The sequence below is a fragment of the Lentilactobacillus senioris genome (assembly GCF_026798195.1).
In the GTDB taxonomy this organism is placed as follows: domain Bacteria; phylum Bacillota; class Bacilli; order Lactobacillales; family Lactobacillaceae; genus Lentilactobacillus; species Lentilactobacillus senioris_A.
In genome coordinates this window covers 180,761-201,516 of the sequence record NZ_JAPQEZ010000002.1, presented here as the reverse complement: position 1 = coordinate 201,516, position 20,756 = coordinate 180,761, and the positions used below count along the sequence as shown (strand labels likewise).

30 protein-coding genes are annotated in these 20,756 nt (G+C 38.9%); 5 read left to right on the top strand and 25 right to left on the bottom strand.

Features of this window, described 5'->3' with window-relative positions:
* Position 1: 1 nt before the first annotated feature.
* From OXT66_RS03130 to OXT66_RS03045, 18 genes are all read right to left on the bottom strand, one after another.
* On the bottom strand, positions 2-427 hold the full coding sequence (locus tag OXT66_RS03130; RefSeq protein WP_268595623.1) for a DUF1064 domain-containing protein: 426 nt from the start codon (positions 425-427) through the stop codon (positions 2-4).
* A complete protein-coding gene (locus OXT66_RS03125) occupies positions 420-599 on the bottom strand; it encodes a hypothetical protein (protein ID WP_268595622.1) in 180 nt (59 codons plus the stop codon). Before OXT66_RS03125 ends, OXT66_RS03130 begins: the two co-directional genes overlap by 8 nt.
* Complete coding sequence (locus OXT66_RS03120; RefSeq protein ID WP_268595621.1) at positions 596-1,378, bottom strand: ATP-binding protein; 783 nt, start codon at positions 1,376-1,378, stop codon at positions 596-598. Before OXT66_RS03120 ends, OXT66_RS03125 begins: the two co-directional genes overlap by 4 nt.
* Positions 1,362-2,120: a hypothetical protein gene (locus OXT66_RS03115; protein ID WP_268595620.1), complete on the bottom strand. Its 759-nt coding sequence runs from the start codon at positions 2,118-2,120 to the stop codon at positions 1,362-1,364. Before OXT66_RS03115 ends, OXT66_RS03120 begins: the two co-directional genes overlap by 17 nt.
* Positions 2,121-2,129: 9 nt before the next feature.
* Positions 2,130-2,672 carry an NUMOD4 domain-containing protein gene (locus OXT66_RS03110; RefSeq protein WP_268595619.1) on the bottom strand — a complete coding sequence of 181 codons (543 nt, stop codon included), beginning with the start codon at positions 2,670-2,672 and terminating at the stop codon, positions 2,130-2,132.
* 14 nt (positions 2,673-2,686) lie between these two features.
* Positions 2,687-3,148 carry a single-stranded DNA-binding protein gene (ssb, locus tag OXT66_RS03105; protein ID WP_268595618.1) on the bottom strand — a complete coding sequence of 154 codons (462 nt, stop codon included), beginning with the start codon at positions 3,146-3,148 and terminating at the stop codon, positions 2,687-2,689.
* Positions 3,138-3,914 (bottom strand): ERF family protein, encoded by a 777-nt coding sequence (locus OXT66_RS03100; protein WP_268595617.1) that lies wholly within the window; start codon positions 3,912-3,914, stop codon positions 3,138-3,140. The genes ssb and OXT66_RS03100 overlap by 11 nt, the downstream gene beginning before the upstream one ends.
* Positions 3,914-4,438 (bottom strand): host-nuclease inhibitor Gam family protein, encoded by a 525-nt coding sequence (locus OXT66_RS03095; RefSeq protein WP_268595616.1) that lies wholly within the window; start codon positions 4,436-4,438, stop codon positions 3,914-3,916. Before OXT66_RS03095 ends, OXT66_RS03100 begins: the two co-directional genes overlap by 1 nt.
* Positions 4,425-4,586 (bottom strand): hypothetical protein, encoded by a 162-nt coding sequence (locus OXT66_RS03090; RefSeq protein WP_268595615.1) that lies wholly within the window; start codon positions 4,584-4,586, stop codon positions 4,425-4,427. The genes OXT66_RS03095 and OXT66_RS03090 overlap by 14 nt, the downstream gene beginning before the upstream one ends.
* Positions 4,583-4,714 carry a hypothetical protein gene (locus OXT66_RS03085; protein WP_268595614.1) on the bottom strand — a complete coding sequence of 44 codons (132 nt, stop codon included), beginning with the start codon at positions 4,712-4,714 and terminating at the stop codon, positions 4,583-4,585. The genes OXT66_RS03090 and OXT66_RS03085 overlap by 4 nt, the downstream gene beginning before the upstream one ends.
* Complete coding sequence (locus OXT66_RS03080) at positions 4,714-5,055, bottom strand: hypothetical protein (RefSeq protein ID WP_268595613.1); 342 nt, start codon at positions 5,053-5,055, stop codon at positions 4,714-4,716. Before OXT66_RS03080 ends, OXT66_RS03085 begins: the two co-directional genes overlap by 1 nt.
* Before the next feature lie 12 nt (positions 5,056-5,067).
* Entirely contained in the window at positions 5,068-5,496 is a 429-nt protein-coding gene (locus tag OXT66_RS03075) for a hypothetical protein (RefSeq protein ID WP_268595612.1), read from the bottom strand.
* The gene (locus OXT66_RS03070; protein ID WP_268595611.1) at positions 5,496-5,666 is read right to left on the bottom strand and encodes a hypothetical protein; all 171 of its coding nucleotides are present in this window, start codon (positions 5,664-5,666) and stop codon (positions 5,496-5,498) included. Before OXT66_RS03070 ends, OXT66_RS03075 begins: the two co-directional genes overlap by 1 nt.
* A complete protein-coding gene (locus OXT66_RS03065; protein ID WP_268595610.1) occupies positions 5,629-5,793 on the bottom strand; it encodes a hypothetical protein in 165 nt (54 codons plus the stop codon). Before OXT66_RS03065 ends, OXT66_RS03070 begins: the two co-directional genes overlap by 38 nt.
* A 13-nt stretch (positions 5,794-5,806) precedes the next feature.
* A complete protein-coding gene (locus tag OXT66_RS03060; RefSeq protein WP_268595608.1) occupies positions 5,807-6,106 on the bottom strand; it encodes a hypothetical protein in 300 nt (99 codons plus the stop codon).
* 12 nt (positions 6,107-6,118) lie between these two features.
* Positions 6,119-6,673 (bottom strand): hypothetical protein, encoded by a 555-nt coding sequence (locus tag OXT66_RS03055; RefSeq protein WP_268595607.1) that lies wholly within the window; start codon positions 6,671-6,673, stop codon positions 6,119-6,121.
* A 61-nt stretch (positions 6,674-6,734) separates the two neighbouring features.
* Positions 6,735-6,917: a hypothetical protein gene (locus tag OXT66_RS03050; protein WP_268595606.1), complete on the bottom strand. Its 183-nt coding sequence runs from the start codon at positions 6,915-6,917 to the stop codon at positions 6,735-6,737.
* A gap of 24 nt (positions 6,918-6,941) precedes the next feature.
* Complete coding sequence (locus tag OXT66_RS03045; protein WP_268595605.1) at positions 6,942-7,178, bottom strand: helix-turn-helix domain-containing protein; 237 nt, start codon at positions 7,176-7,178, stop codon at positions 6,942-6,944.
* 151 nt (positions 7,179-7,329) lie between these two features.
* Between OXT66_RS03045 and OXT66_RS03040 the strand changes: the two genes are divergently transcribed.
* From OXT66_RS03040 to OXT66_RS03030, 3 genes are all read left to right on the top strand, one after another.
* Positions 7,330-7,971 (top strand): helix-turn-helix domain-containing protein, encoded by a 642-nt coding sequence (locus OXT66_RS03040; protein ID WP_268595604.1) that lies wholly within the window; start codon positions 7,330-7,332, stop codon positions 7,969-7,971.
* Positions 7,972-8,198: 227 nt separating this feature from the next.
* On the top strand, positions 8,199-8,801 hold the full coding sequence (locus OXT66_RS03035; RefSeq protein ID WP_268595603.1) for a hypothetical protein: 603 nt from the start codon (positions 8,199-8,201) through the stop codon (positions 8,799-8,801).
* Between the two features lie 102 nt (positions 8,802-8,903).
* Positions 8,904-10,079 (top strand): tyrosine-type recombinase/integrase, encoded by a 1,176-nt coding sequence (locus OXT66_RS03030; RefSeq protein WP_268595602.1) that lies wholly within the window; start codon positions 8,904-8,906, stop codon positions 10,077-10,079.
* A 166-nt stretch (positions 10,080-10,245) separates the two neighbouring features.
* On the opposite strand, the gene guaA is transcribed toward OXT66_RS03030, so the two are convergent.
* The 4 genes from guaA to helD form a co-directional block, all read right to left on the bottom strand.
* Positions 10,246-11,799 carry a glutamine-hydrolyzing GMP synthase gene (guaA, locus tag OXT66_RS03025; protein ID WP_268595601.1) on the bottom strand — a complete coding sequence of 518 codons (1,554 nt, stop codon included), beginning with the start codon at positions 11,797-11,799 and terminating at the stop codon, positions 10,246-10,248.
* Between the two features lie 86 nt (positions 11,800-11,885).
* Positions 11,886-12,809, bottom strand: coding sequence for a type I pantothenate kinase (gene coaA, locus OXT66_RS03020; RefSeq protein WP_268595600.1), 924 nt, complete (start codon positions 12,807-12,809; stop codon positions 11,886-11,888).
* A gap of 65 nt (positions 12,810-12,874) precedes the next feature.
* Positions 12,875-13,792: a magnesium transporter CorA family protein gene (locus OXT66_RS03015; RefSeq protein ID WP_268595599.1), complete on the bottom strand. Its 918-nt coding sequence runs from the start codon at positions 13,790-13,792 to the stop codon at positions 12,875-12,877.
* Between the two features lie 112 nt (positions 13,793-13,904).
* A complete protein-coding gene (helD, locus tag OXT66_RS03010; RefSeq protein WP_268595915.1) occupies positions 13,905-16,205 on the bottom strand; it encodes an RNA polymerase recycling motor HelD in 2,301 nt (766 codons plus the stop codon).
* 156 nt (positions 16,206-16,361) lie between these two features.
* On the opposite strand from helD, the gene OXT66_RS03005 reads away from it, so the two are divergent.
* Positions 16,362-17,018 carry a histidine phosphatase family protein gene (locus tag OXT66_RS03005; protein ID WP_268595598.1) on the top strand — a complete coding sequence of 219 codons (657 nt, stop codon included), beginning with the start codon at positions 16,362-16,364 and terminating at the stop codon, positions 17,016-17,018.
* A gap of 201 nt (positions 17,019-17,219) precedes the next feature.
* Positions 17,220-18,503 carry a GTPase HflX gene (hflX, locus tag OXT66_RS03000; RefSeq protein WP_268595596.1) on the top strand — a complete coding sequence of 428 codons (1,284 nt, stop codon included), beginning with the start codon at positions 17,220-17,222 and terminating at the stop codon, positions 18,501-18,503.
* 63 nt (positions 18,504-18,566) lie between these two features.
* Here the strand turns inward: hflX and OXT66_RS02995 are convergent, their stop codons facing one another.
* From OXT66_RS02995 to OXT66_RS02985, 3 genes are read right to left on the bottom strand one after another with little or no spacing between them, the layout of a single operon-like run.
* Positions 18,567-19,271 (bottom strand): amino acid ABC transporter permease, encoded by a 705-nt coding sequence (locus OXT66_RS02995; protein ID WP_268595595.1) that lies wholly within the window; start codon positions 19,269-19,271, stop codon positions 18,567-18,569.
* A 14-nt stretch (positions 19,272-19,285) separates the two neighbouring features.
* Positions 19,286-19,924 carry an amino acid ABC transporter permease gene (locus tag OXT66_RS02990; RefSeq protein ID WP_268595594.1) on the bottom strand — a complete coding sequence of 213 codons (639 nt, stop codon included), beginning with the start codon at positions 19,922-19,924 and terminating at the stop codon, positions 19,286-19,288.
* On the bottom strand, positions 19,921-20,754 hold the full coding sequence (locus OXT66_RS02985; RefSeq protein WP_268595593.1) for a transporter substrate-binding domain-containing protein: 834 nt from the start codon (positions 20,752-20,754) through the stop codon (positions 19,921-19,923). The genes OXT66_RS02990 and OXT66_RS02985 overlap by 4 nt, the downstream gene beginning before the upstream one ends.
* Positions 20,755-20,756: the final 2 nt, after the last annotated feature.

Here is a 20,756-nt window from a genome sequence, read left to right as displayed (position 1 = left end):
TTTACTTTATTTCTTCATGAAATACTTTTGCTTTGGCGTCCCACTTGGCGATAACTACTGGAACTCGGTACTTTTCCATAAACATCACCATACGCAAGCGAGAATCAGCAGTTATGGTGGCATTCCCACCTTTACAGTCAATTACACTTACTAGTTCGCCTTTGCTGTATATCGTGAAATCTGGCGTATAAATACGGTGCTGATAATTCTTACCTGACAGTGAAAACTTAGGTAAAATTTCAAACGATTCATGATATTTAAAGTCAAGCTTCAACGCTTTGATGTGCAGGTAGTAATTACCCTCTAGCTGGCTATCAAACTCAATACCGTCAATAACGACGTGACGGTTATTAAATTTACTTTTGCGCTTAGCCTTACTATTTCTCTTAGCTTTAGGGCGCTTAGTGCCAGTTGGATACTTAACCATGAACTAATTCCTTAGGAGCATATGGCGCCCATTCTTTCCTGATTGCTTCAATTCGCTTGTGTGATTCTTCTTCACTAATTGGCCCACATACTGGACAAGGTTCAGCAGTCATTTCAAACTCCGGACCCGACCAGAAAACGTGAGTTCCACTACATAAAAGACAGTCTGTCATACGTTCCGTACTCCTTTCATTCCTTCAAAAATTAATTGATGAGCAGCATTATCTGGAAACAATCGGTTGATCAATTTGTGATCGTACATCTGTTCCAGTTCGCTCTGGGTGTTGTTAGTGGTGATGATCGTTGCGCCTTTGACTTTGTTGTTATTGAAATCAACACGGGCATTGGCTACTTGATACATAAGGTCTTGCATATCTTTATGAACGGGTTTAATGCCACTCGCTGTCATGCTTCCCTCTGTTCCAAAATCATCAAGAACTAAGACATTTGCTTCAATCATTGACCGTTTAATACGGTCTATTTTTTCGTTTAATGACGGATCATCATAGCGCCGATTAATCAAGTTCAACAGTTCGGCAGTTGAAACAAAGATGACACTTTTCTTCGCTGCTTTTAAATCACTCAGCATAGCTAACGCCAATGAAGTTTTCCCAACACCTTTATCACCTAGCAAAACGACGTTAAAACTTTTAACTCGTAACTGTTGAGCTAACGTAAAGGCTTGGTTGCCTAACGCTCTGGCTTGATCTCGATTAGTTTGTAAATCAACATTCCAATCTTTAAACGTGAAATTCAACTCTCGATTACCACTCCACAACGAGTGCTTGAAATAAATTTTTCGTTTCTTTTCCTCGTTTTTTTCAAAAGCTTTTTGTAGTGTTTTCTGGTTGATTTCTTCTTTGGTAGGCAAAGTGTCCATATCAACACCATGTTCTTTGGCGAATTGTTCAATCTCTTTTTGAGTGAATAATCCTTTAATTGACTTGAGCATTTGTCCACCTCTTTTCACCAGAACTAGTAGTATCAGTAGTATCAGTCATCTTAGCTTGCAGCATTAACCTATCAAACTGTTTCCGCAAATTCTTTGGTGACAAGATGTTTGAACACCAGAATGGATCTTTTTGTGTCCAATCAATAAGTTTCATAACATCACGCTTAGAACGCTTATCAACATCAAATATTAGGTGAAAATCATTAGCCCAACTTTGGTAATTCGGTTCTTTAGCGTTGTCATTATTACTTTTGATTTTTGAAAAAAGATACTTGGCTGCCTTGAACTCTTGCGAATCCTCAGAATATTTTGGCTCTTGTTTTTTAGGCTTTTTCGGTTTCTGTGGTTTGGGTTCTTCCGGTTCAGGTGCTGGATCTTCTTCCACTTGCGTACTGCCTTGCACACCATCTTGCTTACTATCTTGCGCACTTGGTTGCACACTTACTTGCGTACTATCTGACGTATAAAGTACGCAAATGTGATAACTAGTGGCATTAGTGCCATGCGTTTCAAAGTCAATCAATCCCAGTTGTTTCAAGGTATTTCTGGTTTTTAAAACTCCTGATCGTGAGAGACCACTACTAATTTCAAGCGTTTTGCTGGCAGCAGTGAACCAACTTGCCCACCCAGTCTTGTTGTTGATACTCATAAGCGCATGCCACAAACTGACTTGACCAGCGGAAAGGCGTTGTCGATACATCTTATAGTCATCAAATGCCAGAATCTGTTGTAAATAATTCATCAGCGCCTCCTAATTAGTTTTCGCCGGTAAGAAGAATTGATACCTATCTGTTTCAACTTTCCCCGCCTTGAGTGTTCTGCTTATATAACCGCTATACTTCCCCAAAAATTTATCTGCTTCTGAAAAACTTAAACAAAAATAAGTTTGGGTAGTTTTTTTATCAACTAAAACAATTTCATTATTTTTTTCATTCAAATGATTCAAATATGCGTGGTGTAGATTTTCTGAATAGTTACACCATTCAAGATTAGAAACTTGATTATTTGCTGGATTACCATCTTTGTGGTTGATAAGTTCTTTCCCTGATATTTTAGGAATGAATGTTTCAGCAACTAGTTTATGAACCAGATAGGTTTTTTCTTTACCGTTTTTCCATAAGCTAACTCGCTTATAATTTCGATGATCTGTTTTTTGTTTTAAGATTCGTACCTTCCAATGACGCACACCATGCCATCTTGTATACGTAGTTTTACCTGGAGCTGTTCTAACATCGCCAATTTCATTAACTTGATAAATATCTTCATATCCGGGGATATCTTTCCAATTATTCATTTAAGACACCCCCATTAATCAAAAGGGAGATCGTCATCAGAAATATCAATGGGATCACCATTGTTAGCAAATGGATCGCTGCTATTAGCAAACGGATCGCCTGCATATGGATTGCCTGCTTGATTATTTCGATTGCTGTTGCCATTTGAATTAGTATCTCGGCTTTCTAACAGAGCAAAATTTTCAACAATCACTTCTGTTACATAAACCCGATTACCTTGTTGATTTTCGTAGTTGCGAGTTTGAATGCGCCCGTCAATCCCAACAAGCGCTCCTTTATGAGTAAAATTGGCAAAGTTCTCTGCTGATTTGCGCCAGATGACGCAACTTACAAAATCTGCTTCCCGTTCACCTTGTTGGTTTTTAAAATTACGATTAACTGCAAGATTAAACGTTCCAACGGCTGTGCCGCCTTGTGTGTAACGGAGGTCAGCATCTTTGGTTAACCGTCCGGTTAAAGTAACCCTATTGAGCATTAGCCATTGCCTCCTTAGTAGCTTTTTGTTCAGCTTCCATCAGTTGAGTTTCAACTTCTTTTTTCATGACAAAGTAGTCGGTTTTAGTTAAGTTGGCCCAATCATGAGCATTTTTATTTTTTCGGATCGTTTCCAAAACAATGTTTGGATCTTCTACATCAGCAACAACTGCTAATTTTCTGATCAAATCAATTAGTTCTTGTCGTTGTTTCTCATCAGCTAAATTAGCAGGTACTGGTTGAGGACGCTGTTGTTTATTTGGTGCTTGTCGTGGTGCTTGAGCGCCGTTTTCGTATGATTCAGTAGCAAGTTCCCCGTCATCGTCTGCATCGCTGCTAACGCCAAATGTCGCACTTAGTGAATAACGCTTAGCGTAAGTAATTGCGCTACCAATGTCTTGAGCTGAACCCTTTGACGGAAGCTCTGTCCAACTACTAGCTTCTGACCAACCATTTACGCATCTTAGTACCGTACGCACACGGGTAAGCCCATTGGCGTTAACTGTATCTTGCGTCCAAGTAATGCCGGTATCTTTAATCGCTTTATCAATAGCGGCAATTAAATCATCAAGAACCACATAGTCGTATTTAATTCTTCCACCTTTTTTACTTGGAAAATTAGCATGACCATTTTTCTTAGGGGCTTCTACTTTGGATCTAAACTTAGCAAGACCATTGTTAAACTCTGCTTTGAGTTCCATGAGGTACTTAGCCATTTCCATATTTCCGCTTTCGATTGCGGCGTTTAGCAATTTTTCATCTGCCATTATTCTTCCTCGCTTTCTGATAACCCGATTGCTTCCATATTAGGCTTGTAAGTTACTTTGGTTTCTTCTTGAGTAGTGATTCCCTCAACGATTTCACCATTTTCATCAACTGCCTTACCATTTACTGGCTTAAGCGTCCTTTTAAATTCGCCCCATTTAACTTTGGGATTGCTTTCGATAAATTCTGGGTGATTGGATTCAACGTAAGCCAGCAATACATTTTCGTCTTTGATGAACTTCTTAGTAGTTCTGACGGACGTTTTACCTGACGGAACATTAACCTTTCCGTCTGGCTTAGTTAGCCGATATTCTTCAATCAAACCTTGAAAATAACTAATTTGATCTTGAATGCTGGTATTTTGCGGGTTATACCAGTCATCAATTCGCTTCTGGTACTTCTTGGCAAATTTTTCTCGTTGGTTTTCTAACTGTTTGGATTGGCGTTTATACCCTGCCAGCTTTTCAAATGCCCAATCAGCTTCATCATCATTTTTGAGAAAAAAACGTTCTTTAACTTCGTCCATTTTTTATTGCCTCCATTTCTACTAACTGGATTTTCCAGACATTTCTTCGATTCATAAGTCCAGCGATATAACCATCAGAACTACCTTTGGCCAAAGCTTTTTGAATTTTGTTATCAAGCTGTTTAACGTGTTCATAACAGTTGATCATCTTTCGTTTTTCTCCTCCCACTCATGGTCGCCATTTAAATAGCGATCGTTTTCTTCTTCATCAGGATCAACGGGATCTTTAAACAAAAAATTGTTGTCTCCCGGAAAATATCCATCTTCAGGCCCCATCAGAATCCTCCTTCAGCATCAATCATTTGATAGAAAACCGAATATACTTCAAAACTAAATCCGGGTTCGCTTTCGTCTGTTTGATCCTTGTCAACTTTCCCTGACTTCAAAAGATCTTGATAAACATGATGAATAGAATTTATCAATTCATGCTGGTTATTTAAGTTTAAGAAGTTACGTTTAACTTGTTTCAATTCGTCAGTGGTTAAAATGCCGTTATAAAACCAATCCCACTTCAAGTCGTTTAGCATTTCAGTTTCATAGCTATTTAATGACGGAATGATATATTTATCCATGTATCTTTCCCACTCTTTAGCAACGGGTTCGTTACGATTAGTCATTAGAAGTCTCCTTTAATGCCGGTTGATAGCATTGAACACTTGGATTGGACGATCGATATTTACGAGGTACATATCGTCGCCAATTGGCTCAACATCAAATCGGTAACGGTTTTCTTTGTTCATTGTCTTACTGGCTTTTTTGATTTGTTTAACGATCGCATCTGAACCAAAAGCATATCCTGTACCCGTGCTATGAACTGACCATGTTTTGGAATCAAATTTTTCAACTTCCCGCTTAAAAATTAACAAAAGTTGTTGCTTGTTAATCCGGATTTCAACACTCTTATAGGAAGGGTGATGATTTCTAAAAGCTGTACTTAATCCCATTATTTTAGAAGCGACGGTGAAAAATTGTTTATTGCCATCTTGTTGTCCTGTTATTTTTAACAATGGCTTAAAGCTTGAAACGTCTACAACTGTTTTAAAATTTGAAATATTCATTACTTTTCTCCTTTGATTTGCTTAACAAAATATTGAAATAAGTTAATTTTGGGCTTATCATTAGAGGTAATAACATTTTGATAAGCAATTAACTTTTGCTTCGTAGCTCTAGACAATGCCGGTTGTTTAGGGCTATTTTTTTGTGCTTTTTTCAGTTCCGAAAAAATCATTGGTTAATTCCTCCCACATATCTTTAACTTTGGGAAAGTCAAACAACGCTTTGCGATGTTCAATCACAAGAACGATTGATCCATAAAAAGCTAGGCATAAAGCAAAATTAAAAATTCTTTCTAGCATTTTGTTATCCTCCTTAAACTGGTTGACTGCTGTTTAACATCCAACGCTCAACCGCTTTGCGTGAAAAAACTTTTTGGCTTCCTTTGTGGTTCACTGGAAAACCGGGCTGATATAGATAAAAATTTGTAACCATTTCCGCTGAACAATGAAATACTTCAGTGGCTAATTGCTGGGCGGTTAAAAACTCGTCATTCTTGGTTTTTTCATCAATCTTTTTATCCACAATCGGCATTAATTTATCCACAACCTTGTTGGCTAGTAGCTCTAAAAATGCGTCTGTGCTGACATCAATGTCACTTACAGTAATTGCCATTTTTTCTCCTTTCTAGATTGCTTTTTGCGGAAACTTATTAACCTGCCTATCACGCTTATAAGCCATTTCTTGCCAATTCTCATCTGGATAAGTGCTATACAAACTAGCAAAGAAATTAGTTAAAAATTTAAAAACGTCATAAGCTTGCTTAAAAGCTTCAACAACATCACGCCTATCAGTTACCACGCTAGGCATTGACCTTAGTTCATCTGCAGCGTCATTAAATGCAATAATCATTTGTTTGATCTCATCTTCAACACGACCGGTTAAATCATAAGGATCAACCCTTATTAGCTCGCTGCTGACCGTTGACGGGATCATGTGGCCTGTTATTTCAGAAGCAAAGTTAAACGACAATAGCGCCGCTTCTCCCGGCTGCAGCTCCTTCATAAGCCTTGGAAAATCTTCAATTTTTAACTTCATATTCCCTGACTTCATTTTGGAAATAGAAGATTGGTCATACCCCAAAACCTCTCCGGCTTTGACTGTGGTTAAATGTGAACGCTCCATGGCTGTTGCCAGCACACTGCTGACATCTGCTTGATCTGATACGGTAATTAGGTTCATCGCCATCATCTTCTTTCATAAGTTGTTATTTCATAGGCGTTTAACACGTCATACAATTAAGTTAATAAAGCAACACGGTAGTGAAGCCTTGAGAACGTGAATCCCTAACGGTTTTAACAAAATTGTTAATTTGATCATCGGAATACTTTGCTAACTGACTGGCGTCATTTTTAATCTTTTTCGCCATGTTGTAGCCGAGATTGCTGTGATCCATCAAATACTTGATCTTTTCATCACGTGACATAAAAACACTCCTTTCAGTCATTTTTTAAATATTTTGTTTAACTTTATTGCGCAAAAAAATATCTGGCGAAATACCCAAAGCCTTAGAGGCTTGGTCAATCATTTCCAAAGTTAAACTATTAGCCCCGTGCTCTATGTTCCATAGATGTTGCGAGCTTTTAAGCCCCATCTTGGAAGCTAATGACACTTGACTTAACCCACGTTTCTCACGTTCGATTCTTAAGATCTCACCAGCGTTTTCTTTTACCAAAGGAATTTCCATTTTTTCACCACCTTTAAATATTTTGTTTAACTTTATGTATTAAGTATACTTAAATAATTTGTTTAAGTCAAGATATCTTTTAAATGTTTTGTTTAAAAAACTAAATTTTTAATTTAATGATGTTATTCTATTTACCAGAGAGGTGTTGTATATGGAGGAATTGCCAAAGTTATCTAAAAAATTAATTAACCTACGTGAAAGCAAAGACTGGAGTAAAACCTTAGTCGCTAATAAATTGGGCCTTAAAAACATGCAAACCTATGCTAATTGGGAATATGGCAAATCAGAACCAAGTTCCGAAATGATAATTAGACTTGCTGAAATATACGGAATAACTACCGATAAATTGCTAGATAAATATAATACCGCAAGTAATATCATTCCCACCTCCCCCACTGACTTCACTGAAGTTCCGGTAGTCGGAACTATCAAAGCTGGTCCGAACGGTCTAGCACTTGAAAATTATCAAGGGGTTGAAAGCGTATTGAAGAAAGATCTTGGTGGAGGTCATGATTATTTTTGGCTTGTTGTTTCTGGTGATTCTATGATTGGTGACGGTATCTATGACGGTGACTTTGCTTTAATCAAGCGAACTCCTGAATTTAACAATGGTGATATTTGTGCAATCATCGTTGACGGTGAAGAAGGTACTTTAAAACATGTCACCAAATCAAAAGATTCAATCGTGCTGACAGCTTCTAACCCTGTTTACCAACCAAGAGTTTTTGTCGGATCTCAAATGAACGAAATTCTTATAGCCGGTAGATTGGTTGAAACAAAAAGAAAGTATTAGAAATTTTTTCGTCACGCTGCTAAGCGATGACAAAGTATTATTTTATTTAGTTTAGTTTATGTTTAGTTTAGTTTATATAATGGCGTACAAGTCTCGTACAACTCTCACACTAATTTGCGTACAAGTCTCGTACAACTCTCACACTAATTTGCGTACTATCTTGTGTACTAACTTGCTTACTATTTAACGTAGTGAAGCAAAAACAACATTTAAAAGGGGTAATTACTATGGAAAATAATGAAAAAGAATCCAGCAACAATAAGCATGGCGAAGTCTTTAACGGCGTTATCATATTCTGTCTAGTTGGTTTTTTAGGATTTTTTGTAAGTATGTTTACTGGTATTCATCATGTAGGCCTTACAGCCGGCTTAATAAGTGGCTTTGCAACTTGGTGGTTTAAACCTTTAAGTGATCGTTTTTCGTCATGGGTGGATAGCTCAAGCAACAATAATCACAGTGCAAATAAAGATCATGAGGTTATACATACTAAGGCTGTAGTAAGCGATCCAGCCGAAAATATTTCGGTATCTAAAAAAGAAATCAAAAAACAGGCTAAGCAAAAAGAAAAAGACAGTAAGGCCTTAGCTCAGCAAATTGTTTTGGAACAACAAAAAGCAGAAGCCAAAAAGAAAAAACATATTTCCAAAAAAGTACCACATTGTCCCAAATGTAAGTCTACTAATATCCAAATTTTGGATAACAAGCGCCACGCTTTTTCTTTAACTAAAGGAATCATTGGTGGCAGCATAGCTGGTTTTAACGGTAGTCATGGTAAAAAATATCGTTCTGTATGTATGGATTGTGGCCGTAGATTTATGATCAAATACTAAATAATACCCCATTTGGGGTTTTATTTTTGAAGCCAAAAGAACATACGTACCCCTAAAACTAGGCATAGTCAAGAACCGATCATGAATTATGGAGGAATCAAAATGAGAAATTGGGAACCGATGAAAAAGCACCCAAACATTTATGTATATGAAACTAAGAAAGGCAAGCGTTATGGCGTGCGAACCAGATATAAAAAACCTAACGGTAAGTTTTCCGAGTGGACAAAATCTGGATTTTCAAGTTGGCGTGATGCCGACGTTGCGCTTAAACGCTTTGAAGTTGACCTTGCTAATGGCTTAGTTGGCAAAATTGAGGGTAGAAACGTCACTTTAGACGCCTACTTCACTAGTATCTATGAACGTAAGGTTAAACTAAATATTTGGCGTCCAATTACTGCCAGAAGTATGAAAAACTACTATAATAGGTGGTTTAAAAAACCGTTTGGCAAAGATAATCTTCAAGACATTAGCCGCCAGAGTTATCAGGCGTTTTTAGATGACATTAGTACCAAAGGACTTGCTGAACTCACTATCAAACGCATTGATTCCGTTATGCAAATGATCATGAATGACGCTGAAACTAATGACGTTATTTTTAAAAATAAGCTTCGCCACATGAACATTAACGGCCAATCACCCAAGAGCCAATCTTTATCTAAAGAAGATTATGAAAAATTTATGAGCTGTGCAAAAGAACATCTTACTAGATACAACTACTGCATGATCTATATGCTTACTCTAGGTGAACGACGTTCTGAACTGATGGGATTAAAAAAATCTTCTTTTAAATTTGAGTATGATGAAAAAGCCAAAAGAGAAATTTGTGCAATTACTTTTGAAACTGGTAGAACTACAGTGGCTAAAAAAGGTGGCCCATTAAAGACCCCCTCTGCTTATCGGACCATTTGGGTTTATGGTGAAATTGTCGATATGATCAAAGAAGCCATTGAATACTCTGACAGCATTTTAAAAAATAAAGGCATGGAAGTTACACCAGATCATTTTTTGTGGCTCAATCCAACAACTGCAAAACCATACCACCCCGCTCAACCCTCTACCTTAATGAAGCGATTATCAGAACGTTCAGGAATTAAAGTTCACCCTCACTTGTTGCGCCACTATTTTGCTACACGTGCTATGGCTAACAGAATGTCCAACACGGAAACCATGCACTGGTTGGGTCATGCTAATATCCAGCAAACCGCTGATTATACTAGGGCTTCTAAAGACGGAGCTTTAGATCTGTTCAGTGGTGTGGAAGATGATATTAAAAATTAAGCTCGTTTGTGGTACATTTTTCAAAATATTTTTTGTACCACAAGATGTACCACAATTTCATCGAGTTCTATCGAATTTAAATAGATTATTGCAAACAAAAAAGACTGACAAATTAACGTCAGTCTTTGATACGATCCTATATGATCCAATAGAATCTTTTGGGGAGTTATTCCCATTCAATTGTCGAAGGCGGCTTGCTCGTAACGTCATACACTACGCGGTTAATCCCTTCTACTTCGTTTACGATACGGGTTGAAATTTTTTGTAGAACGTCCCATGGTAACTTAGAGAAGTCAGCAGTCATACCGTCAATGGAACTAACGGCCCGAATAGCAATGGTGTAGTCGTAAGTCCGACCATCACCCATGACACCGACACTCTTGAAACCAGGTAAGACGGTAAAGTATTGCCAAACTTCTTGATCTAAGCCAGCTTTAGCAATTTCATCACGTAAAATCCAATCGCTTTCGCGAACGATTTCAAGTTTGTCTTCAGTCACTTCACCGATTACCCGAATTCCCAAACCAGGTCCTGGGAATGGTTGCCGCCAAACTAAATCATGAGGAATTCCGAGCTTTTCACCTAATTCCCGAACTTCGTCCTTAAATAAGGTGTTAAGCGGTTCGATCAATTCAAAGTGCATGTCTTCTGGTAATCCACCAACGTTATGGTGAGACTTAATGGTTTGCGCAGTGTCAGTCCCACTTTCAATCACGTCAGTGTACAAAGTCCCTTGAGCTAAGAAATCGATTCCTTCTAGTTTTTGGGCTTCGTCGTTGAAAACTTGGATAAATTCATTTCCAATGATCTTACGTTTCTTTTCAGGATCGCTAACTCCGGCTAACTTAGACAAGAACCGTTCTTGCGCGTTCACTTGGACGATGTTCAATCCAAATTTGCCGGCTAAACTATCCATTACTTGTTCCGCTTCGTTTTTCCGTAACAAACCGTGATCTACAAAGATGCTAGTTAATTGGTCGCCAATTGCTTTGTGCAATAAGACCCCAACCACACTAGAATCTACCCCACCAGAAAGGCCGAGCAATACTTTTTTATCGCCAACGGTATCTCTGATTTTTTGGATTGAAAGGTCGATGAAATCATCCATTGACCAATTAGCAGTGGCTTGGCAAACGTTAAACGCAAAGTTCTTCAAGATATCAATACCATATTCGGTATTGCGAACTTCGGCATGGAACTGAACACCATAGAATTGGCGCTTAGTATCTTGCATTGCTGAAATTGGGCAAGATTCACTAGTTGCAACGGCTTCAAAGCCTTCAGGTACTGAAGTAACTAAATCGCCATGACTCATCCAAACGGTTTGTTCCCGTGGTAAGCCTTCAAATAAACGAGCGCCATCATTAGTAATCTTAATGGTGGCGTGTCCATATTCACTGTTATCTGCTTTTTCAACTGTCCCACCAAGATCGTAGGCCATTAATTGCATCCCATAACAAATTCCCAGGATTGGAATCCCTAGGTTAAAGATTTCTGGGTCAATATGAAAAGCACCATCATCGTACACACTGTTAGGTCCGCCAGAGAAAATAATCCCTTTAGGAGCCATTGCCTTGATTTCAGTTGCGGACATTTTATGAGACTTAAGTTCAGAATATACGCCTAAATCACGAATGCGCCGCGTAATCAATTGGTTATATTGACTACCGAAGTCTAGCACTAAAATTTTATCGAATGTTGATAAGTCAACGTTTGCCAAGAGGTCCACCCTTTCAAATTTAATATTACTATTCTATCCATTTTTAGTCCCGAGGTCAATACATCTTCATAAAAGACAAACATTCATCAATATTTGCGTAAATAAAGTTTATCAAAAATATGATGTTTAGTTTTATGCATAATCATGTCGGCCCTACTGCGAGTCGGTAAAATATTTTCTTCCAAGTTAGGTAAATCAATCGTATCCCAAACATTATTGGCAATTGCAAACGCCTCGGCCCGGTTACCTTGGGCGTATTTATAGTAATGGTTTTGCGGATCTTGAAACGCCGTCTCCATTAATTTACCGAATCGTTCTAAGTACCATTCCCGAATTTGATTAGCATCGGCATCTACATAAATCGAAAAATCAGTAAAATCACTCACATAAATTTGTTCGTTGCTTGGTAATTGTAAAACATTGATTCCCTCAATAATCAAGATGTCGGGCTGATCAATAATATCAAATTCTCCTGGCACAATATCATAGACTTGGTGGGAATAAACCGGTACCTTCACGTTATAAACGCCGGATTTGACGTTATTTAAAAAGTTAATCAACGCTGCCATATCGTAACTTTCTGGAAAGCCCTTACGATCCATGATTCCTTGACGTTTCAGTTCTGCTGTCGGGTATAAAAAACCATCCGTGGTAATTAGTTGGACTTTATTTTCCGGAAAATAATAACTTAACAATTCCTCTAGTAAACGGGCGGTGGTAGATTTGCCCACCGCCACGCTTCCAGAAATCCCAATGATAAATGGCACTTTGCGGGCTGCTTTATGTAAAAAATTAGCCTTAGTTTCTTGCCAGTCGTTAAAGCTGTTTAGTTGTAGCGATAACAGGTGCACTAACGGAATATAAATATCAGATACATCTTGGAGTGAAATTTTATCGTTAAACGCCTTAATGCTCCGTAATTCTGAAGCAGTGAGGGGAACCGTTTTCTTTTCATAAAAATGTTTCCACTCGTCTTTGTCAAATGAATAGTAATTAATTAAATCATTCATGATTCACAACAACCTCAGCTTATTAGTAATAAATAATTATAACATTGAAATCGGTTTCATAGAACTTATTTTTTGTTGAAATCATGCATTTTGACTAAGACACCCACAAGCAGTGTAAATACAATTGCTACCAAAACTGTAGCTAGCCAACCACTTTTAGCGTGGGAAAACGGTAAATCCACATTTTGTCCAAAAAATCCGAAAATAATGGTTGGAATTGCCATTAAAATTGAAATTACGGTTAAAAATTTCATTGTATTATTCAAATCATTGTCCAATACATTAGTGTATGCATCTGACAAGTGTGCAATCACTTCACTGGCCATTTGAGCCATTTCTAGCCCCTGACGCAATTCAACGTTAATGTCATCAATCAACTCTTTATCTGCTTCAGAAACTTGAAAATTTCTAGAATAAGACATATCTGCCACCACAGAAGTGTTAGAACGCAGTGAAGTCAAATAGTACACCAAGTTAGTTTGTAAATCCATCAACTGAGTAATGGAATCCCGACTAGTTTTAATTTTTAAGTTCTTTTGGAGGTGTTGCCGGCGCTTATCAATAGCGTGAATCACGTCAAAATACCGACCAGATAATTTGTACATCACGTGAAGCATTACTTGTAACGCCGTAGCATGCTTAGCTTGTAACTTAGTTTGTTCAAGTAACAACTGTTCCACTACAAATCTATTAATTGGTGCTGAAAAAATCACCAACGTTTCTCCATCTAAAGCAAATGTAATTGGCGCGGTTGGATCCTTCTCACCATCACTGTCCTTTGAAACTACAACGTCATAAACAATTAACGTTAACGGGGTATCATCTGCTGATTCAATTCGAGCTCGTTCGTCAATATCAAAGGCATACCCAAACATTTCATCGGTCATTCCATAGTGTTTTTGAAGGTGCTTTTTTTCGGTTTCATCCGGCTGAAATACATCAACCAATTGACATTCCGGAGTAAACTGCATTGATTTAATCATATTATTCTCTCCATTAATTTCTATTATTAACGTTACCGATTAGCATTAGGGAAGTCAACTATTGAGATTTTAGCCACAAAAAAGGAACCTAATCTAAATAGGTTCCGAATTTTTAATCTGTAATCAATTCATATTCTGTTTTAGGGACGCCGTTAAATAACGGTGAAAGTTGTTCAATGGCAACAATCGTTAGGCGATGCATTGCCCGCGTACAAATCGTGTACACCAATTGCCGATCTGCATCATCCGGATATTCAGTCGCAGAAGCATTCCACATTACCACACTATCAAATTCTAGTCCCTTAGCTAAGTAAGATGGCACGATAATCACACCATTTACTAACCGTTGATTTTCGGTACGAATCAAAGTGGATCTAACTCCGGCCGCTTTCAACAATTCAAAGATGCGCTCACATTCTGCTAAAGTTTTACCAATAATAGCAGTCGTTTCATGGATTTCTAGGTTAGAGGCCACTTGACTTTTAACGGCTTCTAAAGCCTTAGCTTCGTCAGCTGCCACGTGAATTTGCGGTAATTCCCCTGGCCGATCAAACGCTTCGATGGCGGCACCATCAGTGAGTAAGTACTTCGTAAAGTTAGTAATTTGAGCGGTTGAACGATACGACTTAGTTAACTGAATTACCCGCGTTTTGGCTTGATCGAACATGGTCCCTAACTCATTTAGTAGTTGTTGGCTATTTTCATGAGTAAAGATGGCTTGGTTTAAATCTCCCAGCAACGTGAATTTAGCCCGCGGAAAACTAAACTTCAAAAACGCCAACTGAAAGGCACTATAATCTTGCACTTCATCAATAAATAGGTATTTGATATCTTTTTGACCCCGTTTACCGGTCATCAAATCATATAAGTACAAGTATGGGGCTACATCAGCCATTGCCAGCTTGTTTTGCTTAATGTCTTCAATTACGCTGGCCACATTATCCAGCCATTCTTCTCTGGTTAATCCATAATCTTGCAGATTAATAATTTGAGGTACGCTTCTTAAAAAGTGCACAAATTGATGGGTAATCGTTAGGAAGTGGTTCCGGACAATTTGGCGCCGCACCTTTTGGAAGGCCTGGGTTACGATCGCTCGTGCCAAGAAATTAAACTCCTTGTCGGCATCCTGAATTTCAGTTTCGGCATCGTGATGCATTCGTTGAATTTGTTCTTTAGTTAAGTTTTGGACTGCTTCTTCCGCCCAATCAGTTTTCATTTCTACGTGAATTTTCCGGTTTAAAATCTTGAGTAGGGCTTCTTTAGTACCGTCCAATCGGTTTCTTAGATTATAGTTTTCATTGAAACCATAATAGATTTCAGCGATTTTTTCCTTAGAAATCAACACTCGGCCCTTAAAGACGATATTTCTAAATCGCATATCTTCTTTATTTAAGTGGTTCGCGTAGGCAGTGACTGCTTTAAAGTATTGCAGGCTGCCCTTCATAGTGGTAGCCGCCTTTTTTTCGGGGTTAAACTGTTCGTCAAACCGTTCTCCTAAAGTTTCTACCTGCATGTTAGGTAGTCGGTGAGAACTATATTGATAAAAGGTCATCTGCACCATGTTTTGTTCGCCTAATTCCGGTAACACTTGGTTAATGTAATCGTTAAAAAGCTGGTTAGGTGAAAATAAAATCACTTGTGCTGAATTTAAATTACCGCGGTATTGGTACAGCAAATACGCCACCCGTTGCAAAATTGCCGCTGTTTTCCCAGAACCAGCTGCCCCCTGAACGAATAACAAATCAGATCTGGTATCTCGAATGATTTGGTTTTGTTCTTTTTGAATGGTAGTTACGATACTTTTCATTTTAGTATCGGATTGGTTACCTAACGCATCTAGTAGCATTTGGTCGCCGACTACTTCTTCAGTATCAAAGACCGTTTTAATTTCACCGTCAGCAATTTGGAATTGGCGTTTGAGTTTGACGTCAACGGTTTGTTCTCCTGCAGGAGTTTGATAAGTAACTTTACCGATTCCACCATCGTAATAAATACTGGAAATGGGAGCCCGCCAGTCGTAAATCAAATAGTGATCTGGCCGGTCGGTAAAAGAGGCCATCCCGATATAAATCGTTTCGGCGTTTTGTTCGCCATTTTCATGGAAATCTAATCTGGCAAAATACGGATTAATTTCCATTTTTTGCAAGGTAGCCAACTGCTTAGCAGCATAACTCTGACGGGTTTGCCGTTCAGTCAACATTTGCTGTTGTTGGCGAATCGTCAAGGCGGTTTCCATCATGCCACTATAAGTAGTGGTTTTCAGCCGCACATCATTGTAGAAATTATGGTTGATTTCATCAACGTCTTGTTTAGCTTTGCTACCCTTTTGTTCTTCCACTTTTTCAGCTGCTCGAACCTTGCTGATTACTTCGTCCAAATGGGCCTGTTCTTGTGCTTTTACCTTATCAGTCATCATCTGTCTCCCCTCTAACTTGACATAATAGTTTAGCACAAATGACTTTACTTGGCAAAAGCGTGTAACCGGTTACCAAATTGGTATACTTGCGATAAACGGGAGCCTTATGGTACAATGTAAGCGTTTTGATAGCAAACATATAGGAGGATTTTTATGGCAATCACATTATACTGTGTCCGTCACGGACAAACTTACTTAAACAAGTACCACCGAATTCAAGGAGTGGCTGATTCAGCCTTGACGGACCAAGGAATTGCAGACGCCATTGATGCCGGCAAACGACTAAGAAAGGTTAAATTTGACCGGGCATATAGTAGTAATTCCCCTCGTGCCATCCATACTGGTAAACTTATTTTAAAAGAAAACCCTAGTGACTTAGACACCCCGATTGTTGAACCCGCCTTTCGCGAAGAAAACTTCGGTTACTTTGAAGGTAATGACAATACTAATACCTGGCATATTGTAGGTGGTCCGTTAGGCCAAAATTCCTTCAATGAAATCATTGCCGCTAATACTATTGAAGGCTCCAAGGATATGATTGCGGCCGCTGATCCTTACGGTGACGCTGAAACCAACGAACAATTTTGGGCTCGGTTGCAACCAGGTATTGACCGAGTTTTAGCCGATGCTAACGATGGTGATAATATTTTGATTGCTACTCACGGGACTCTCATCCGCAGTATGGTTAGCAAGTGGAATAAAGATATCAACGTGGCCGAATCTACTTTAAATGGTAGTGTCAGCAAGTTTGTCTGGGACAATGGCCAAATGACCGTTGAGTACTTTAATAACGTTAGCGAAAACATTTAATATTTAACTGACAGCGAGTGATTTATTCACTTCGCTGTTTTTTAATGCTTAAAAAACATCCATTGAGTTCGGCACAATGTTAAACGTGCTATACTAGTAACACTAATCAAGGAGGTCAGACGAATGTCACAAATGAGAATCACTCCAGTAATTATAAAACGAGTGACAAACTTATAGCACCCATTCAAGGAGGACTAACGAATGACAGAAGTAACCCTTACTCCAGTAATCACCATTGCATTGGATCTTAACTCACCGAACTTTACTTACGCGGTGGAAGAATTAAACAACTTAGTCGAAGCTAATAACATGGAAGTTGCCGAAACTTTAACCCAAAAACTTGATCGACCAGATCCCGCCACTTATTTTGGCAAGGGAAAAATCGAAGAACTTAAGGAATTGGTCATCGAAACCGGTGTTGATACCGTCATCGCTAACGACGAACTTTCTCCTAGTCAAATTCGAAACATTGAAAAAGCTATCGATGCCCGAATCATCGATCGAACCGGTTTGATCTTAGAAATTTTCGCTAACCGGGCTCAATCTAAAGAGGCCAAACTCCAAGTCGAATTAGCTAAGTTAAAATACCAATTGCCTAGACTCCACACTAGTGCTAGCCAACGACTAGATCAGCAAACTGGTACCAGTGCCGGCGGTGGATTTACCAACCGTGGTGCTGGTGAATCTCAATTAGAATTGAATCGCCGAACATTACAAAAACGAATTACCCACGTTCAAGAGGAATTAAAGGAAGCCCAAAAGGCCGATGAGACTAAACGGAAACAACGCGATCGCAGTGAACTACCCACTGTAGCGCTAGTTGGTTATACCAACGCTGGTAAGTCGACGATTATGAACGGCCTCATTAAGCTATTTGGCGAAAACGAAGAAAAACAGGTACTGGTTAAAAACATGTTATTTGCCACCCTGGATACTTCCGTACGTAAGTTAACGCTCCCCGATCAAAAGAGCTTCTTACTTAGTGATACGGTTGGGTTCGTTAGCCAATTGCCCCATCAATTAGTCCAGGCCTTCAAATCAACACTGGCTGAAGCTGCTAATGCTGACTTGCTAGTCCAAGTAGTAGACTATTCTGATCCAGATTACAAATTGATGATGGAAACTACCGCTAAGACTTTAGCTGAAATTGGGATCGAAAACCGCCCAATGATTGTTGCTTTAAATAAGGCTGACCGAATTGAGGGTCCTTATCCCACCCGAGAAGGTAACGATTTGATTATGGCCGCTACAGACGAAACTTCCCTTCAGGAATTAACTTCAATGATCGTTGAACTAGCCTTTGATGATTATGAAACCAAGACGTTATTAATTCCGTTTAACCGGGGTGACGTAATTAGTTACCTTAACGATAACGCTAACGTTTTGGCTACTGATTACCAGGAGGAAGGAACGCAAATCACCGTTGAACTAGGTGGTGCAGATCTTAACCGTTTCGATGAATTTATAGCAACTAATTTAAATTAACCGTTTCAATTGTAAAAAAGCTCGCTAAGGACTGAATTGTCCTTGCGAGCCTTTTTTATCTAGTTAATTTACTCCCACTTCACTAACATCATCTTCTACCACCGCCCCGTTACGTTGCAACCGGCGTTCAAAGTAATTGGATAGTAACGATAGTGAGTAACAAACCACAAAGTACATGACTGCTAAAGCAATAAACATCGGAATCGTATAGTTAGTATTTTGCCCGTAAATAATCTGCGCATGATTCATCAAATCTGGTAGCACAATAATGGTTGCCAGTGAAGTATCCTTCACTAAGGAAATAAACTGACTAACCAGTGCTGGAATCATGTTTTGAATGGCCTGTGGAACGATAATGTATCTTAACGTTTGCCAAAATGTTAGTCCGTTGGAGCGAGCACCTTCCATTTGGCCGTCTGGAATAGATTCAATCCCTGCGCGAACGATTTCTGCAATCATTGCCGATTCAAAAATGGTTAACGCAATAATTGCGGCCCAAAATGGAACTGGTTTAAATCCAATGTTTGGAAGGCCAAAATAAGTGAAGAACATGATCAAAATCAACGGTAGATTTCGAATAATATCGATCACAAACCCTAACGCCGCTGATAAGACTTTTACTCGAATATAGCGGACCACTCCCAAAATCATTCCCAAGATAGAACTAAGCACAATTGAAATTACTGATACCTGAACCGTTACCCATGCTCCCTCCAAGAGGAAACGAATGTTAATAAACGAATAGGCATTGACTAAATTATCCCACATAAGCGTTTCCTCCTTTACGATAAGCGGTGTTCCAAGTAACGCATGTAGTAACTAAGCGGTAGAGTGATGATTAAATATAACACCCCGACACACATATAAGTACTCATACTCTGCAATGAATCAGAAGCGATAACGTTACCTTGATACATCAAATCAAACCCAGCCACAAACGCTAGTACTGATGAGTTCTTGACTAAGTTGATAAATTGATTGCCCAATGGTGGTAAGACATACCGAAAGGCCTGCGGTAAAATAACATAACGCATCGCCTGCCAGAAAGTTAACCCGTTTGCTCGGGCGCCTTCCATCTGTCCCGTATCTACCGATTGAATTCCAGCCCGGACCGTTTCAGCGATAAACGCGGATGAATATAAAATCAGACCGATGGTTCCAGCCACAAATCCACTAATGTCTAGCACATACATAGGAATTACCACGTAAAAAAACATAGTGATTACCAATAGCGGAATATTTCTAAAAATTTCAATGTAAGTTCTAGCGATTATGCGCAGCCATCGAATGGGAGTGGATTCTAAAATAGCAAATCCAGAACCAATGATGAGGGCGAAAATTAAAGCAATAATACTACATAAAATGGTTTCGCCAAATCCCCGGAGCAACGCATCACCGTAATTTTGAAAGATTTCAATCATCTGCGCACCTCCTTGTAATCAAAGCCCTTTACGTGTCCAAACCATTTATACAAAATTCGATTATATTCACCGGATTTTTCGATCTTAGTTAAGGCCTTATTAATCGCATTTCTAAAATTCGTTTGGCCTTTGTTCACCGCAATTCCGTAAGGTTCTTTGGTAAACGTCCCCCCTACTACTGAGTAACCAGGGTTTTCTGCGGCCATCCCGTATAAAATCCCGTTATCGGTAGTTAAGGCATCACCCTGTCCGGATTTAAGGGCGGTTAGCGCTTGGGAATAATCGGATAATTGTAATAATTTAGCTTTAGGAGCAAATTTTTTAATCGTCTTCACCGAGTTAGACCCCACCACTCCTAAAATAGTGGAGTGGCTATTGTTTAAATCATAAACGCTTTTAACTGGACTACCGTTCTTTACCAGAATCGATTGACCGGCATCAAAGTAGGAATTACTGAAGTCTACTTGCTTAGCTCGCTCAGGAGTAATCGTCATCGTTGCAATAATTGCATCGATATTACCGTTAGTTAGTAATGGCATTCTGGTTTGACTATTTACCTGAATAAACTCCGCCTTACCATCCTTGCCCAAAATTTGTTTGGTTAATGCTTTAGCAATATCAATTTCAAACCCTTTAATTTGGTTGTCCTTCACATCCATTAACCCAAATAATTTCGTATCTGCTTTTACTCCCCAAGTGATAGTTTGACTTTGTTTATCTTCTTCTAAAACATCTTGATTAGCTAATGATTGACTGCTACACGCCGTTAATACCAATGCGAGGAAGAGCAATGCCAAGACCCCGCCTATTTTTTTCAGCTTGGTTTTCATGG

What these genes read in the sequence shown, in the direction of transcription:
- OXT66_RS03100 (WP_268595617.1), bottom strand. Translation starts at nt 3,914, where the DNA reads ATGGCAGATGAAAAATTGCTAAACGCCGCAATCGAAAGCGGAAATATG.
- OXT66_RS03095 (WP_268595616.1), bottom strand. Translation starts at nt 4,438, where the DNA reads ATGGACGAAGTTAAAGAACGTTTTTTTCTCAAAAATGATGATGAAGCT.
- coaA (WP_268595600.1), bottom strand. Translation starts at nt 12,809, where the DNA reads ATGAATGATTTAATTAATTACTATTCATTTGACAAAGACGAGTGGAAA.
- OXT66_RS03125 (WP_268595622.1), bottom strand. Translation starts at nt 599, where the DNA reads ATGACAGACTGTCTTTTATGTAGTGGAACTCACGTTTTCTGGTCGGGT.
- OXT66_RS03090 (WP_268595615.1), bottom strand. Translation starts at nt 4,586, where the DNA reads ATGATCAACTGTTATGAACACGTTAAACAGCTTGATAACAAAATTCAA.
- OXT66_RS03060 (WP_268595608.1), bottom strand. Translation starts at nt 6,106, where the DNA reads ATGGCAATTACTGTAAGTGACATTGATGTCAGCACAGACGCATTTTTA.
- OXT66_RS02995 (WP_268595595.1), bottom strand. Translation starts at nt 19,271, where the DNA reads ATGTGGGATAATTTAGTCAATGCCTATTCGTTTATTAACATTCGTTTC.
- OXT66_RS03015 (WP_268595599.1), bottom strand. Translation starts at nt 13,792, where the DNA reads ATGATTAAATCAATGCAGTTTACTCCGGAATGTCAATTGGTTGATGTA.
- OXT66_RS03040 (WP_268595604.1), top strand. Translation starts at nt 7,330, where the DNA reads ATGGAGGAATTGCCAAAGTTATCTAAAAAATTAATTAACCTACGTGAA.
- OXT66_RS03055 (WP_268595607.1), bottom strand. Translation starts at nt 6,673, where the DNA reads ATGAACCTAATTACCGTATCAGATCAAGCAGATGTCAGCAGTGTGCTG.
- helD (WP_268595915.1), bottom strand. Translation starts at nt 16,205, where the DNA reads ATGACTGATAAGGTAAAAGCACAAGAACAGGCCCATTTGGACGAAGTA.
- OXT66_RS03045 (WP_268595605.1), bottom strand. Translation starts at nt 7,178, where the DNA reads ATGGAAATTCCTTTGGTAAAAGAAAACGCTGGTGAGATCTTAAGAATC.
- OXT66_RS03085 (WP_268595614.1), bottom strand. Translation starts at nt 4,714, where the DNA reads ATGGGGCCTGAAGATGGATATTTTCCGGGAGACAACAATTTTTTGTTT.
- ssb (WP_268595618.1), bottom strand. Translation starts at nt 3,148, where the DNA reads ATGCTCAATAGGGTTACTTTAACCGGACGGTTAACCAAAGATGCTGAC.
- OXT66_RS03075 (WP_268595612.1), bottom strand. Translation starts at nt 5,496, where the DNA reads ATGAATATTTCAAATTTTAAAACAGTTGTAGACGTTTCAAGCTTTAAG.
- hflX (WP_268595596.1), top strand. Translation starts at nt 17,220, where the DNA reads ATGACAGAAGTAACCCTTACTCCAGTAATCACCATTGCATTGGATCTT.
- OXT66_RS02990 (WP_268595594.1), bottom strand. Translation starts at nt 19,924, where the DNA reads ATGATTGAAATCTTTCAAAATTACGGTGATGCGTTGCTCCGGGGATTT.
- OXT66_RS03070 (WP_268595611.1), bottom strand. Translation starts at nt 5,666, where the DNA reads ATGATTTTTTCGGAACTGAAAAAAGCACAAAAAAATAGCCCTAAACAA.
- OXT66_RS03130 (WP_268595623.1), bottom strand. Translation starts at nt 427, where the DNA reads ATGGTTAAGTATCCAACTGGCACTAAGCGCCCTAAAGCTAAGAGAAAT.
- OXT66_RS03050 (WP_268595606.1), bottom strand. Translation starts at nt 6,917, where the DNA reads ATGTCACGTGATGAAAAGATCAAGTATTTGATGGATCACAGCAATCTC.
- OXT66_RS03035 (WP_268595603.1), top strand. Translation starts at nt 8,199, where the DNA reads ATGGAAAATAATGAAAAAGAATCCAGCAACAATAAGCATGGCGAAGTC.
- OXT66_RS03120 (WP_268595621.1), bottom strand. Translation starts at nt 1,378, where the DNA reads ATGCTCAAGTCAATTAAAGGATTATTCACTCAAAAAGAGATTGAACAA.
- OXT66_RS03110 (WP_268595619.1), bottom strand. Translation starts at nt 2,672, where the DNA reads ATGAATAATTGGAAAGATATCCCCGGATATGAAGATATTTATCAAGTT.
- OXT66_RS03030 (WP_268595602.1), top strand. Translation starts at nt 8,904, where the DNA reads ATGAGAAATTGGGAACCGATGAAAAAGCACCCAAACATTTATGTATAT.
- OXT66_RS03005 (WP_268595598.1), top strand. Translation starts at nt 16,362, where the DNA reads ATGGCAATCACATTATACTGTGTCCGTCACGGACAAACTTACTTAAAC.
- OXT66_RS03065 (WP_268595610.1), bottom strand. Translation starts at nt 5,793, where the DNA reads ATGCTAGAAAGAATTTTTAATTTTGCTTTATGCCTAGCTTTTTATGGA.
- OXT66_RS03115 (WP_268595620.1), bottom strand. Translation starts at nt 2,120, where the DNA reads ATGAATTATTTACAACAGATTCTGGCATTTGATGACTATAAGATGTAT.
- OXT66_RS03080 (WP_268595613.1), bottom strand. Translation starts at nt 5,055, where the DNA reads ATGACTAATCGTAACGAACCCGTTGCTAAAGAGTGGGAAAGATACATG.
- OXT66_RS02985 (WP_268595593.1), bottom strand. Translation starts at nt 20,754, where the DNA reads ATGAAAACCAAGCTGAAAAAAATAGGCGGGGTCTTGGCATTGCTCTTC.